Origin of the sequence: Clostridium gallinarum (assembly GCF_014836325.1) — a bacterium.
GTDB classification, from domain to species: domain Bacteria; phylum Bacillota; class Clostridia; order Clostridiales; family Clostridiaceae; genus Clostridium; species Clostridium gallinarum.
Window position 1 is genome coordinate 74,054 of record NZ_JACSQZ010000007.1, and the last position, 15,561, is coordinate 89,614.

The window sequence follows — 15,561 nt, forward strand, 5'->3', positions numbered from 1 at the left end:
CTCCGTTAATCTACTCTACATATACTTATTCTATAAAATTTGTTAGTTTCCTTCTTAAAAATGTATAGTTTTTTTAATAAATGTATATTTTTCATTTACTTGATAACTCTTTCTTCAATTTTTTCAAGGCTTTTTTTTCTATTCTAGAAACATATGACCTTGATATTCCAAGTAATGCTGCAATTTCTCTTTGAGTTCTACATCTACCATCTATAAGTCCATACCGCATTTTTAAAATTGCCCCTTCTCTCTCTGTAAGAGAAATTCCTATTTTATTATATAATTGCTTGATTTGAAGATTACTTTCTACTTTTTCCAACACAGAATCTTTTTCACTGCTAAGAACATCAATTAAACAAATTTCATTTCCTTCTTTATCTACTCCAATAGGATCTTGTAAAAACACTTCATTTTTTTGCTTCTTGTTATTCCTAAATAGCATTAATATTTCATTTTCAATGCATCTTGATGCATAAGTAGCTAACCTAGTCCCTTTTGAAGCATCAAAAGAATCTATGGCTTTTATTAATCCAACGGTTCCTATAGAAATTAGCTCATCTATATCTTTATTAGGGAAATTATATTTTTTTACTATATGAGCTACTAATCTTAAGTTTCTCTCTATTAATATGCTTTTTGCTTCCTTATCTCCACTTTTAAGTAGTTTTAAATAACGCTCTTCTTCTTCTTCATCTAGAGGTTTTGGAAAGGTATTGTTGCCTGTAATATATCCTGTTAAAAATACTGAATTACATAGCAGTTCTATAATATTAGATAAAAAAAACACAGAACTTCCTCCTAGTAGTGCTTATTATATAATATGATAAATTTTAAAAATATTGCTTTACTTTTAAAATTTATATAATAAAAAAGTAGGTATATATCATTAAACCTTTGTATACACGTGATATTCCCTACTTATTCACTATAGAATTTATTTTATTATTACTTTGTAAGTTCTGTTACAATATCGCTAAATATAGGTGCTCCAGTATTTCCTCCTCCTAATTCTCTTCCATCAGGATGTTTATCACCAATATTAGGTGCTATAACTACTATAGTATATTTTTCTCCATTAAAATCAAAATAGCCTGCAAACCATCCATGATTAGTTCCTCCACTACCTGTAGATGTTCCAGTTTTTCCTCCAATGTTTACACCTTCAACTTTTGCTTCAAATCCAGACCCTTCCCATATTACTTTAGCCATTGTTTCTTGTGTTAGTTTAGACGCAGTTTCACTAAGCACTCTTTTTTCTTCTTCTTTAAAATCATTTACTATATTATCCTCATCATCAACTATAGATTCAATAATTGAAGGCTTTATATATACTCCATTATTAGCTACTGTATTATATAATCCAGCCATTTGAATTGGGGTAACCATTACAGTTTGACCTATTGATATATTATTCATACTATTTTCTATAGTTGGTTTTACTCCTGCTGCTTCATTTCTATTTTCACCTTTAATATTTAAAACAGGCTTAAATAATCCCATACTATTTAAGTAATCCATCATATCACTATAACCTATTTTTGCTCCTATTTTAGCAAATACATCATTACATGACACCTTTAATGCATCTTCTACAGATAACAAACCATGAGCATAGCTTTCTCCATTTTTACTACATATTTCCCCTGAACATAAAAATTTATCAGTAGGACTTATTAATCCTTCATCTAAAGCTATAGCTTCTGTAATAACTTTAAAGATAGATCCTGGTTCATATCCAAGCTGACCAATTCCTAAATTAACATTTGCTTGTGATTCATCTTTTTGAACCATTGCTCTTATTTTACCAGTACTAGCTTCAGATACAACTACACCTATATTTTTCAAAAATGAATAGTCTTTTTTATTTAATATTTCTCTTATCTTATTTTCCCACTCTGAATTTATAGTTAATTTAATATTATTATTATTTGATGCATTTACTTCTCCATCTCCATATATTGATTTTTCATCCAAGTAAAATTTTGCTGCTGGATAGTCATTTTCCTTTATATAAGAATATATTTTATCTTCTATTGAATCTTCCACTAAATTTTCTTCTATATTAGAAAATAAATTATTCGTACTCCAAGCTTCTTTATTATCTATTTCGTCATATATATAAGTATAAATCCCCTTTATATTCTCTAACTTATTTACTTTATCATAAGTTTCTTCACTTACTGTATAATAAATTTTCCCTTCCTTTTTCATAACTTCAGAATAATTAAAATCTGGACTTTCAGATTTCATTATAAAATTTAATGCCATTAAATCTTCTAATGTTTCTTCATAATTATTAAGCATAAAGGGTTTGGTATCTAAAACTACCACATATTTTTTATTATAACTTATTAAATCTTTTCCATTTGTATCAAAAACTCTATAATTCATATGAGATAAATTTTCTGCTTGATAATTTTCTATTTCACCTTCTACAATTAAAGCCGGATAAACTTGAAGAAAATATAATCTTACACTTAAAATAATAACAATTGCTCCATAAAAGATGCTCATAACTTTAATTCTATTAATATCTATTCTACTTTTTTTATACACAAAAAAACACCTCCCTAGGCTAAATTCTAGCCTAGGAAGATGTTTTTTATTCAAATTTAATTTAAAATATCCCTAATTTTTGTTACAAGAATGTCTATTGCAACTTTATTTTGTCCACCCTCTGGAACTATAATATCTGCATATCTTTTTGTAGGTTCTGTAAATTGTAAATGCATAGGTCTTACTACATCTAAATATTGGTTTACAACTGACTCTACAGTTCTACCTCTTTCATTTATATCTCTAATTAACCTTCTTAATATTCTAATATCAGCATCTGTATCTACATAAACCTTAATATCTAATAAATTTCTAATTCTTTCATCTTCAAGAACTAATATACCTTCTACTATTATTATATCTCTAGGTTCTACTCTTACAGTTTCCTTAGCTCTATTATGACATGAAAAATCATAAATTGGCTTTTCAATTGCTATTCCGTTGATTAAATCCTCTAAATGTTTAATTAACAAATCATTATCAAAAGCCTTTGGATGATCATAATTAGTTTTCACTCTTTCTTCCATAGACAAATGACTTTGATCCTTGTAATACATATCTTGTTGTATCATAGCAATACATTCATTTGAAAAGCTTGAATATATAGTATCTGCAATACTACTCTTACCTGATCCAGTTCCACCAGTAATTCCAATTAGTATTGGCTTTTTCATTATAGTTCCTCCTTCTTATGTTTAAAGCTCTAAAACTTTCTTACCTTTTATTAACATATCTTTTTCTTTTAATGGAGTATCAACTTTAACTTTAAAAATCATATGAGCTCTATTAGCTACATCTGTTTTTTGCTTCTTCTCCACATCAAACATTTCATTAAGCTTAACATTAAAGTATGGTGTATGTGCTCTTAAAACTTCTACTTCATCCCCTTCAAAAACTCTATTTTTTTGAAGAATAGTAGCTTCCTTAGTTTCTTCATCATAGCTTTGAACTATACCAACAATATCATAATCTCTTACATATGATGATACATCATATGTTTGTTCTCCCATTTTTCCAAAGAAGAATCCTGTATGATATTGTCTATGGCTTATTTTTAATACTGCATCTAACCATTCTTGTTTAAATTCATAACCTTCTGGATTATCACAGTAAGCATCAACAGCTTCTCTATAAGCTTTTACTGTTGAAGCAACATAAAATTCATTTTTCATTCTACCTTCTATCTTTAAAGAGTGAACCCCACTTTTAACTATTTCAGGTATATGTTCTATCATACATAAATCTTTTGAATTCATTATATATGTTCCATTATCATCTTCTATTACAGGATAATATTCATTTGGTCTAGTTTCTTCAACTAAATAATACTTATATCTACAAGCATTCGAGCAAATTCCCTTATTAGCATCTCTTCCTAACATGTAATTTGATATTAAACATCTTCCTGAATAAGCTACGCACATAGAACCATGTACAAAGACTTCAAGTTCACATCCTTCAGGTGTATTTTCATTTATTTCTGTTATTTCCTTTAATGTAAGCTCTCTTGCTAAAACTATTCTCTTTACACCTTGTTCATACCAAAACTTAGTAGCTCTCCAGTTTGTTATATTAGCTTGAGTACTTAAATGTATTTCTAAATTAGGAGCAGCTTCTTTAGCTGCTGCTACTATTGAAGGATCTGCAACTATAATAGCATCTACACCTAAATCATATAGACCCTTTATATATTCCTCTACGCCTTTTAAATCATGATTTCTTGGGAAAACATTCATTGTTACATATAATCTTTTTCCTCTATCATGACAGTATTTTATACCTTCAGCCATTTCCTCATTAGTAAAATTATCTGAGAAAGCTCTTAAGTTTAATCTTCCTCCACCTATATATACAGCATCTGCTCCAAAATCTATAGCTATTTTTAATCTTTCTAGACTTCCTGCTGGTGCTAAAACCTCTGGTTTTTTCATATCTTTACCTCCTTTTAGTCACTGCAATTCCATCCCCCATTGGTATTACAGATGTAATTAAATTTTCATCCTTAGATACTAAATCTAAATATTTTCTCATTCTTTTTACAATAGTTATTTTTCTCCTCTTAACTAAGTCATCCGATGCAACCATACCTCTAAATAAAACATTATCAGCTACTATAATTCCATCTTCATTTAATAATCTTAGACAATGAGGTAAAAAATGATTGTAATGTCCTTTTCCAGCATCCATAAAAATTAAATCATAAGGTTTATCTAATTTTTCTAGAACTTCAAGGCAATCTCCTTCTTTTATCTCTATTTTATCTTCTAAGTTGTATTTTCCAAAGTTTTCCTTAGCATATTTTATCATATTTTCATCACGTTCTATAGTGGTAATATGTGCTTTAAAACCTGAAGCTTCAAACATTAAAATTGCAGAATATCCAATTGCAGTTCCAAGTTCTAGTATTCTTAAAGGCTTTTTCATACTCACTATAAACTCTAAAAATTTTGCTGTTTCTTTTTGTGCTATAGGAACTCTATTTTCTTTTGCAAACTCTTCTAGTTCTTTAAATTTTTCAGATGCTTCTGGTATTAAGCTTCTTATATATTCTTCCATATAATCATAAGTAATTTCACTCATTCATATCCTCCAAATAGTAAGTTTTTTATCAATATCCAAGTTCCTCTAATTTATTCATGAAATCCACATCACTATTAGTAAAATAATGAGTTTTCTCATCTTGAAGTACATAGAATAAATAATCTGTTTCTGCTGGTTTTATGGCAGCCTTGATAGATTCTAGTCCTGGATTAGATATAGGACCTATAGGTAAACCATAGTTTTTATATGTATTATATGGAGAATCTATTTCTAAATGCTTATTAAGCACAGTATTTACATGTTCTCCTAATGCATATATTACGGTAGCATCTATTTGAAGCATCATTCCATTATTTAATCTATTAACTATAACTGATGAAATTAAAGGTCTTTCTTCATTAACTCTTCCTTCTTTTTCAATCATTGATGCAATAGTAATAACAGTTTCTATATCATCTTCTTTTATATTAGTATTAGTTTCAGTCATAGCTATTTTTAAAACTTCTTCAAATCTTAAAACCATTTTTTCTATTATTTCTTTTGGAGTTTCTCCAACTTTTATTAAATATGTATCTGGGAATAAATATCCTTCTAAATTATATTTTTTTTCATGATTTACCTTCACATATTTCGGTAAATTATATTCATTAATAGCTAATATAAAATCTTCCTTACTACAAACCCCTTCTGTTTCAAGTTTCTCCGCTATGTCATCTATAGTGTATCCTTCAGGAACAGTAAAATTAATTATATTTAATGAAGATTCACTTGTTAAAGTTTCGATCAGCTCTTTAAGGCTCATATCTTTTTCTAAAATATATTCACCTTGCTTAACTTCTATATTTTTACCTAAAACCTTAACATATAATTTTATAAAAGGAATTCCTTTTATTTTATCTTCCTTAGATAAGCTATTAATTATACTATAAAAGCTATCACCTTTATTTACATTTATAACTATATCAGAATTAATACTTAATGGTTTATTAATTGTTTTAGTAAAGGCAACTATTAAGCTTAGAAATAATATTACAATGATTATTATGGGAATTATCTTTACACTTCCTCTTCTCATAAAAACCCCCTACATACAAAGTAAATAGCCATTATAGGCTATTTACCTTATTATAATACTTTTCTTTTTACTTATAAAGATATTTTTCTACTTTTTACTTCTACTTATTACTCTTCTTCTTTCTGCAGCATCTAGTATTCTTTTTCTCATTCTTATATTTTCAGGAGTTACTTCTACTAATTCATCTGCATTTATAAATTCAAGACATTGTTCAAGTGACATTTGTCTTGGAGGAGTTAATTTTAATGCATCATCAGAACCTGAAGCTCTTGTATTAGTAAGTTTTTTACCCTTACATACATTTATATCAATATCTTCTGCTCTTGAACATTCACCAACTATCATTCCTTGATAAACAGGAACACCTGCTCCTATGAATAAAGTTCCTCTTTCTTGTGCATTAAATAATCCATAAGTTATAGCATCTCCATCTTCAAATGAACATATAGACCCTCTACTTCTTCCAGGTATTTCACCCTTAAACTTATCATATCCATGGAATACGTGATTCATTATTCCGTTACCTTTAGTATCTGTCATAAATTCATTTCTAAATCCTATTAATCCTCTAGCAGGAACTACAAATTCAAGTCTTGTATATCCATTTACAGCTGAAGTCATATTAACCATTTCAGCTTTTCTTGGTCCAAGCTTTTCCATAACTGGTCCCATGAACTCTTCTGGAACATCTATTGTTAAATACTCCATTGGCTCTAACTTCTTGCCATTTTCTTCTTTAAAAATAACGTTAGCCTTTGAAACTTGGAATTCATAACCTTCTCTTCTCATAGTTTCTATTAATATAGATAAATGAAGTTCTCCTCTACCTGAAACTTCAAAACAATCAGATGAAATTTCATTTACTCTTAAACTAACATTTGTTTCTAATTCTTTTAATAATCTATCTCTTAAATGTCTTGATGTAACAAATTCACCTTCTCTTCCTGCAAAAGGAGAATCATTTACCATAAAGTTCATACTTAATGTTGGTTCATCAATTTCTACAAATGGTAAAGCTTCTGGATTTTGTGAATCTGCAATAGTTTCTCCAATATTACAATCTGGAATACCACTTAAAGCAATGATATCTCCTAATGAAGCTTCTTGTGTTTCTTCTCTATTAAGACCATTATAAGTAAATATACTTGTAACTCTATAATTAGATGTACTTCCATCTTGTCTTACTAAAGCAACTTGTTGATTCTTTTTAACTACACCTCTATGTATCTTACCTATTGCTATTCTTCCTACATATTCATTTGTATCTAATGTAGTTACAAGCATTTGGAATGGGCCATCTATTTCTCCCTTTGGAGCTTCTACATTCTTTAATATAGTTTCAAATAATGGAATCATATCATTATTTGTATCCTCTACATTGTATCTAGCAAAACCTTCTCTTGCAGAAGCATATATTATTGGGAAATCTAATTGATTATCATCAGCACCAAGCTCTATAAATAATTCAAATACCTCATCTATAACTTCTTCCGGTCTTGCATTTGGTTTGTCTATTTTGTTTATAACAACTATTGGTTGTAATCCAAGTTCTAAAGCTTTCATTAAAACAAACTTTGTTTGAGGCATTGGACCTTCATAAGAATCTACAACTAATAAAACTGAATCTACCATTTTTAGTACACGTTCAACTTCTCCACCAAAGTCAGCATGTCCTGGAGTATCTACAACGTTTATCTTAACGTCATTATATATAATAGCTGTATTTTTTGAAAGAATTGTGATTCCTCTTTCTTTTTCTAGATCATTAGAATCCATAACTCTTTCTTCAACCTTTTCATTAGTTCTAAAAACATGACTTTCTTTTAATAAAGCATCTACTAAAGTAGTTTTTCCGTGGTCAACGTGTGCTATTATTGCAATATTTCTGATATCTTCTCTACTTATTAAATTCATTTAATTTCCTCCAGTGCGTTTTTTATATAATTTAATTTATATAATGTAAACCTATAAATTATTTTTTCCAAAATAAAATTGGATACATGCGTATCCAATTTCAAAAAATCTTTTAAGCTATAATTATTCTAAGATTATTCTAAAGAATTGTCAACCTCTCAGATTATATTTCCATTATTATTGGTAATATCATTGGCTTTCTCTTAGTCTTTTCATAAAGATAAGTTCTAAGTTCATCCCTTACTTTAGATTTTAAGCTAGCCCAATCTTTTATATTGCTTTCTTCACACTCTCTTAAAACATTTCTTACTATATCTTTAGCCTCGTCCATTAATCCTTCTGATTCTCTTACATAAACAAAGCCTCTTGATATAATATCTGGTCCTGCAATAATTGAGTTATTTTCCTTAGATAAAGTAACTACAACTGTTAATATACCATCTTGAGATAAGTGTTTTCTATCTCTTAATACTATATTTCCAACATCTCCAACTCCAAGTCCATCTACAAATACCTGACCTGAATTTACTAATCCATTTTTTCTGATAGTGTTTCTAGTTACTTCTATAACTCCACCATTTTCAGGGATTAATACATTTCCTTCTGGCATTCCTAAAGAAATTGCAAGCTCTCCATGTTGTTTTAAATGTCTATATTCACCATGAACTGGTATAAAGAACTTTGGTTTTACTAAACATTGCATAAGCTTTAATTCTTCTTGGCAAGCATGACCTGAAACGTGTATTTCCGCTAAAGATTTATATATAACCTCAGCCCCCTTTTGGAAAAGCTGATTAATAACCTTAGAAACTAACTTTTCATTTCCTGGTATAGGAGTTGCAGAAATAATTACAGTATCTCCTTGAACTATATTAACCTTTCTATGTTCAGAACTTGCCATCCTAGCAAGAGCTGACATTGGTTCACCTTGGCTGCCTGTAGTTATAATAACTACCTTTTCGTTTGGATATTTATTTATCTGATCAATACTTACTAATATATCTTTTTCAAATTCTAAATATCCAAGTTCTGCTGCTACTGCAACTATATTTTCCATACTTCTTCCAGATACAGCTACCTTTCTATCATGCATACGAGCTGCATCTATAATTTGCTGTATTCTATGAACATTTGATGCAAAAGTAGCAACTATTATTCTACCTTTTGATTTAGAGAATAATCTTGCAAAGCTTTCTCCCACAACTTTTTCTGACATAGTATATCCAGGCTTTTCTACATTTGTAGAATCCGCCATCATAGCTAATACACCTTTCTTCCCAATTTCTGCAAACCTTGCAAAATCCATTGGTTCTCCATCAATTGGCGTATAGTCTATTTTAAAATCTCCTGTGTGAAGTACAACCCCTAATGGAGTGTGTATTGCTATTGCAACTGAATCCGCTATAGAGTGATTTGTTTTTATAAACTCTACAGATACTGAATTTAATTTTATTACATCTCTTGGTTTAACTCTAATTAATTCTGTTGAGCTTAGTAATCCGTGCTCCTTAAGCTTTGTCTCAACTATTCCAAGAGTTAATTTAGTTCCATATACAGGCACATTTAATTGTCTTAATACATAAGGTAATGCACCTATATGGTCCTCATGTCCGTGAGTTAAGAATATTCCTCTTATCTTATCTTTATTTTTTAATAAATAACTTACATCTGGTATTACTAAATCAATACCGAACATATCTTCATCTGGGAATTTCAGTCCACAATCAATAACTACTATATCATTTTTATACTCTATTGCAGTTATATTCTTTCCTATTTCATTAATTCCTCCCAAAGGAATAATCTTAACCTTTGCTTTTTCGTTTTTCAATATGTCCCCTCCTTCTTTCTAAAATATGTAATTAAAAGGACTCTTTTAAAAGATTCCTTATTATCCTTATTTTTTTTCTTTCATTTTACTTTGGCATTTTCTACAAACCCCAAAGAATTTAACACTATGATCTATTATTTTAAACCCATATGATCTCTCAACCTCTTCTTCAAGTTCATCTAAAAGATCATCTTGAACTTCAATTACACTTTTACACTCATTACATACTAAGTGATGGTGCCTATGACCTTCATCCTTACGAACTAATTCATATCTGCTACACCCATCATTTAAGTCTAATTTACAGATTACGCCTAATTCTTCTAATAAAATTATAGTTCTATATACAGTTGCTAAACCTATTTCCGGACAACTTTTTTTAACTTCATCATATATTTCTTCTGCTGTTAAATGTTCGCCCTCTTTTTCTATTATAGTATCAACAATAGCTCTTCTTTGAGGCGTTAATTTATAACCTTTTTGTTTTAAATCTTCCTTTAAAACATTAAAATCTATACCATTTGATTGTTCCACAGACAACACACCCCTTTCTAAATATTTTATTTAAAACTTATTCTTCTTCCGAAAAAATAGTATCGTAAGCTTCTTGAACTGCTGCAAGCTCTACTTCGTCATCTATAGGTATTAGTAAATCATCTCCATCTTCATCTACTCCTACCTTTAAAGCAAATATATCATCTTCAGTATAATTATCATCATATACTATTACATATTCACTTTTTTCTTCTGTATCTGGATTAACCATATCAAAAAATGCAACAACATTTAATTTTACTAATTTTCCATCTTCATCATATAATTCTAATGTCTTTAAATCTTTATCCATAAAAATTCTCCTTTTTTATAATTGTAATTTTTGCCTTTATAGTTGTCAATAATAATTTTCAATTGAAATTTATTTATTATCTATTACTTAATCTATCTAAATAACCTTGAAGTATATAAATAGCCGCTATTTTATCAACTATTTTCTTTCTCTTACTCCTTGATAAATCTGCTTCTAACATTGCTTTATGAGCTGCAACTGTTGTAAGTCTTTCATCCCACATTTCTACTTTCAACTCAGTTTCCTCTTTTATACGTTCAGAAAACTCTAAAACTTTTTCTCCTGATTCACCTATAGTACCATTCATATTTTTAGGCAAACCAATTACTATTGTTTCTACAGAATATTCTTTACATATTTTCTTTATTTCTTCAAGGTCTTGCTCTTTTTTAGTTCTTCTTATTGTTGTTATTCCTTGAGCCGTCCAACCTAACGGATCACTTATTGCAACACCAATAGTTTTTGAACCTATATCTAATCCTAGTATTCTCATTAATTTCTCCTTAAAATATTAAAGAGTGCCCGAAAACGGGCACTCTTTATTTTATATCTAAATAAGATTTTATAACTTCCTCAAGAATTTCATCTCTTTCAAGTTTTCTTAGTAAAGCTCTTGCTCCGTTGTAGCTTGTAATGTAAGAAGGGTCCCCTGAAATAAGATATCCAACTAGTTGGTTAACTGGATTATAACCTTTCTCCTGTAACGCATTATAAACATCTGTTAAAATTGACTTTGTTAAATCTCCTTTATTGATGTTGAAATTAAATTGCATTGTCGCATCTAAGTTATTATTCATACATCTGCTGCTATTTGCAGCTCACCCCCTTACTTATATTTAGTTAATAGTATCCTAGTACTAGTATTTCTTTTATTATTGAATTCTATACATAGTTCTTTTACTTATTTATATTATAAACTATAATTACTTAAAAGTACACTATTTTACTAAATATTCTACTACTGAATAAGTTTTTTCTATTGCATCTTTGATATTTTGAGGATTCTTACCACCAGCTTGAGCCATATCTGGTCTTCCTCCTCCACCTCCTCCAACAATAGAAGCAACCTCTTTTATTATCTTTCCACAATGAACACCTTTATCTAAAACATCCTTAGTTGACATAGCTATTAAATTAACTTTTCCAGCTACATTGCTAAATAATACTACAACACCACTTGAAAGCTTATTTCTAACTTTATCACCTAAGTCTCTTAGTGCATTTCCATCTATTCCATCAACTGAGTAAGCAACAACCTTTACTCCATTAATTTCTTTAGCAGAATTTATTATATCATCTTCTACTCCTGAAGTTAATTTACTTTTTAGTTCTGCTATTTCTTTTTCTTTTTCTTTAATTTCAGCATTTTGAGAAGAAATTTTCTTAAGAACATCTTTTTCATTACATTTTAATGCATTGCATGCTTCTTTTAATAATCTTTGTTTTTCTTCCATATATTTAATTGCATTTATTCCAGTAACTGCTTCAATTCTTCTAATACCAGCAGCTACTCCAGCCTCTGAAATTATTTTAAATAATCCAATTTCTCCTGAATTTCTAACATGTGTACCACCACAAAGTTCTTTTGAAAACTCTCCTACACTTACAACTCTTACTTTATCTCCATATTTATCATCAAATAAAGCCATTGCACCTGATTCTTTTGCTTCATCTAAAGTCATAAGATTAGTATTTACATTGAATACTTCCATTATTTTTCTATTAACTAAATCTTCTAAAGTATTTATTTCTTCTTCACTTAATGACGCAAAGTGAGTAAAGTCAAATCTTAATCTTTCATCATCTACATATGAACCTGCTTGATTTACATGCTTTCCTACAACTTGCTTTAAAGCCTCATGTAGCATATGAGTTGCAGTGTGATTCTTTTCAATATTGCTTCTTCTTGCAAAATCTATTTTTAAGTTTGCTTCTTCATTTATTTTAATAGATCCTTCATTCACTTTCACGTAATGAATAGTTTTTCCACCAACATTTTTCTTTGTATCATAAACATAAGCTTCTCCTGAAGCAGTTTTAATAATACCTTTATCTCCTACTTGACCACCCATTTCAGCATAGAATGGTGTCTTTTCAGTTACTATATAACCTTTTTCACCCTTAGATAATTCATCTACAAACTCATTATCATTAGCTAAAATAATAACTTTAGAAGAAACATCTAAATTACTATACCCAACAAATTCAGTATTTATTGAAGCTTCTATTTTATTTATTGGACTTTCATCACTACCCATGTAAGAAGATTCACCTCTAGCGCTTCTAGCTCTTTGTCTTTGTTCTTCCATTTCCTTTTTAAATGAATCATGGTCAACCTTCATACCTTTTTCTTCTAATATTTCTTCTGTTAATTCAATCGGGAAACCATAAGTATCATATAACTTAAATGCTTTTTCTCCCTTTAATGTTTTTTCTTTTGAAGCTTCCATTTCTTCAATATAGTCATTTAATATATTCATTCCAGAATCTATAGTTTCATTAAATCTTTCTTCTTCTAAAGAAACTATTTTTTCTATATATTCTTTATTTTCTTTTAGATTCGGATAAGCTAATCCATAATTTTCAACTACTGATTCAACTATATCTGTTAAGAATAAACCTTTAATTCCAAGTAATCTTCCATGTCTAGCAGCTCTTCTTAAAAGTCTTCTAAGTACATATCCTCTTCCTTCATTACTTGGTTGAACTCCATCTGAAATTAGCATAGTTACTGATTTAACATGGTCAGTAATTATTCTAAGTGAAATATCCTTTTGAGAGTCAGCCCCATACTTAACACCTGAAAGTTCTGATACTTTATTTAATATATTTTTAACTGTATCTATTTCAAATATATTATCTACACCTTGCATTATTGTTGCAATTCTTTCAAGTCCCATTCCTGTATCTATATTAGGATTAGATAATCTGTTATAGTTTCCTTCTTCATCTTTATCAAATTGAGTAAATACTAGATTCCAAAATTCAACTACTCTATCCTCATCAGCTGCTTTTATAAAGTCATCTACATTTGTAATAACACCTTCACCTCTGTCAAAGTGTATTTCAGTACAAGGACCACAAGGACCAACTCCAATTTCCCAGAAGTTATCATCCTTTCCTAATCTAAAAATTCTATTTGGATCTACATCTGTTTTTTTGCACCATATATCAAAAGCTTCGTCATCTTCTAAATAAATAGTTACATATAATTTATCCTTTGGAATTTGTAAAGTTTCAGTAATAAACTCCCAAGCCCAAGGAATTATTTCTTCTTTAAAGTAGTCTCCAAAAGAAAAGTTTCCAAGCATTTCAAAGAAAGTACCATGTCTTGATGTTTTTCCTACGTTTTCTATATCACCAGTTCTTATACATTTTTGACAAGTTGTAATTCTCTTTCTTGGTGGTTCTTGAAGTCCTGTAAAATATGGCTTAAGAGGTGCCATACCTGCATTTATTAATAATAATGATTTATCATTTTTTGGTACTAGAGGAAAACTCTCTAGTCTTAAGTGTTCCTTTGATTCAAAAAATCTTAAATAAGCTTCTCTTAGCTCATTAGTTCCCATGAATTTCATAATTTTACCTCCATTTAATTACTTTATAAAATAAAAAAAGTTTCCATCCCTTAGAAAAAGGGACGAAAACATAAATTCCGCGGTACCACCCTAATTATGCAAAAAATGCATCACTTAGTTTAATATAGCTCCAAGATAGCTTCAATATATTATGTAAGAAGTTTTCAGCTGCCACTTCCTCTCTGAATACATAGGGTATATTTACTCATTCTCTTCATAGCTAAATATTTAATTTTCTTATATTTCAATGAAATTATAGTTTATTTATTAAAATATGTCAATATTTTAGAACAAATAATCATTTATATCTTCATATATAACTTTAATTATAACAGCTATAGGTACTATAATAATCATTCCAATAAATCCACCAAGTTTCTCTCCAATTAAAAGTAATATTATAATTATAATTGGATGCATATTAGTACTATCACCTGTTATCTTAGGTGATAATATGTTGCCTTCAATTTGTTGAATTATAAATACAGCAATAGCCGTCCATAAAGCCTTATTAGGCGACTCTATAAGCGCCACAAATACAGAAGGTATACCACCTATTATAGGACCAAAATAAGGCACAATATTAAATATACCATTAAAAATACCTAGTATAATTGCAAACCTAACATTTAAAATTATTAATGCTACTGTAGTTAAAGCTCCTATGATTACAGATAAAAGTAATTGACTTATTATATACCTCGACAATACCTTATCTATATGTGTTATTAATTTCTTTGCAATTACTCTTTTTTCAGTAGGTAATATTAATAAAACTTTATTAAAAATCAATTCTCCATCTACTAGAAAATAATATGTTACTATGGGTATAATTGCTAATGAAATTATACTTTCCAAGCAAGATAAAATATTGTCAAATAAACTATTAGAAAATGTTCTAAAAAAAATATTAACTTCATCTCTAAGCCTATTATACATATCTTCTAAAAATGAAATATTACTGAGATTTATTTTTTTAGATACTGTTTCAACATACTCATCTATGTTATCTAATATATTTCCCAAATTATGACTTTCCTTTACTATAGATGGAATAAGTATATATATAAACATTGAAATTCCTATTATAATGCTAAGAATAATAATTATAGAAGATGTTCTTTTTTTTATTTTAAACTTATCACTGATAGAGTTTCTTAAAGGTTTTAAAGAATAAGCAAATATGAAACTAATAAGAATAATATTAACTATATTTTTT

Annotated in this window: 14 protein-coding genes and 1 other annotated feature; all 14 genes read right to left on the reverse strand. The window is 28.8% G+C overall.

Annotated features, from left to right (window positions below; translation table 11 throughout):
- Positions 1 to 91 precede the first annotated feature (91 nt).
- A complete protein-coding gene (gene sigK, locus H9660_RS03215) occupies positions 92 to 787 on the reverse strand; it encodes an RNA polymerase sporulation sigma factor SigK (protein ID WP_191748485.1) in 696 nt (231 codons plus the stop codon).
- Positions 788 to 945: 158 nt separating this feature from the next.
- Positions 946 to 2,514, reverse strand: a complete 1,569-nt coding sequence (locus H9660_RS03220; RefSeq protein WP_191748522.1) for a penicillin-binding transpeptidase domain-containing protein — start codon at positions 2,512 to 2,514, stop codon at positions 946 to 948.
- A 98-nt stretch (positions 2,515 to 2,612) separates the two neighbouring features.
- Positions 2,613 to 3,230 carry a uridine kinase gene (gene udk, locus H9660_RS03225; protein WP_191748487.1) on the reverse strand — a complete coding sequence of 206 codons (618 nt, stop codon included), beginning with the start codon at positions 3,228 to 3,230 and terminating at the stop codon, positions 2,613 to 2,615.
- 21 nt (positions 3,231 to 3,251) lie between these two features.
- Positions 3,252 to 4,487, reverse strand: coding sequence for a peptidase U32 family protein (locus H9660_RS03230; protein ID WP_191748489.1), 1,236 nt, complete (start codon positions 4,485 to 4,487; stop codon positions 3,252 to 3,254).
- A gap of 4 nt (positions 4,488 to 4,491) precedes the next feature.
- The gene (locus H9660_RS03235; protein ID WP_191748492.1) at positions 4,492 to 5,136 is read right to left on the reverse strand and encodes an O-methyltransferase; all 645 of its coding nucleotides are present in this window, start codon (positions 5,134 to 5,136) and stop codon (positions 4,492 to 4,494) included.
- 28 nt (positions 5,137 to 5,164) lie between these two features.
- On the reverse strand, positions 5,165 to 6,172 hold the full coding sequence (gene mltG / locus H9660_RS03240) for an endolytic transglycosylase MltG (protein WP_191748494.1): 1,008 nt from the start codon (positions 6,170 to 6,172) through the stop codon (positions 5,165 to 5,167).
- Positions 6,173 to 6,259: 87 nt separating this feature from the next.
- Positions 6,260 to 8,086 carry a translational GTPase TypA gene (gene typA, locus H9660_RS03245; protein ID WP_191748496.1) on the reverse strand — a complete coding sequence of 609 codons (1,827 nt, stop codon included), beginning with the start codon at positions 8,084 to 8,086 and terminating at the stop codon, positions 6,260 to 6,262.
- Positions 8,087 to 8,249: 163 nt separating this feature from the next.
- On the reverse strand, positions 8,250 to 9,917 hold the full coding sequence (locus H9660_RS03250) for a ribonuclease J (RefSeq protein ID WP_191748498.1): 1,668 nt from the start codon (positions 9,915 to 9,917) through the stop codon (positions 8,250 to 8,252).
- Between the two features lie 66 nt (positions 9,918 to 9,983).
- On the reverse strand, positions 9,984 to 10,451 hold the full coding sequence (locus H9660_RS03255; protein ID WP_191748500.1) for a transcriptional repressor: 468 nt from the start codon (positions 10,449 to 10,451) through the stop codon (positions 9,984 to 9,986).
- 37 nt (positions 10,452 to 10,488) lie between these two features.
- Positions 10,489 to 10,764 carry a DUF1292 domain-containing protein gene (locus H9660_RS03260; protein ID WP_191748502.1) on the reverse strand — a complete coding sequence of 92 codons (276 nt, stop codon included), beginning with the start codon at positions 10,762 to 10,764 and terminating at the stop codon, positions 10,489 to 10,491.
- Positions 10,765 to 10,840: 76 nt separating this feature from the next.
- Positions 10,841 to 11,257, reverse strand: a complete 417-nt coding sequence (gene ruvX / locus H9660_RS03265) for a Holliday junction resolvase RuvX (RefSeq protein WP_191748504.1) — start codon at positions 11,255 to 11,257, stop codon at positions 10,841 to 10,843.
- 46 nt (positions 11,258 to 11,303) lie between these two features.
- Positions 11,304 to 11,561, reverse strand: coding sequence for an IreB family regulatory phosphoprotein (locus H9660_RS03270; protein ID WP_191748506.1), 258 nt, complete (start codon positions 11,559 to 11,561; stop codon positions 11,304 to 11,306).
- Positions 11,562 to 11,702: 141 nt separating this feature from the next.
- The gene (alaS, locus tag H9660_RS03275; RefSeq protein ID WP_191748508.1) at positions 11,703 to 14,342 is read right to left on the reverse strand and encodes an alanine--tRNA ligase; all 2,640 of its coding nucleotides are present in this window, start codon (positions 14,340 to 14,342) and stop codon (positions 11,703 to 11,705) included.
- 55 nt (positions 14,343 to 14,397) lie between these two features.
- Positions 14,398 to 14,569 (reverse strand) — a binding site (T-box leader).
- Between the two features lie 58 nt (positions 14,570 to 14,627).
- On the reverse strand, positions 14,628 to 15,561 hold a 934-nt coding region (locus H9660_RS03280; protein ID WP_191748510.1), incomplete at its 5' end, for an AI-2E family transporter.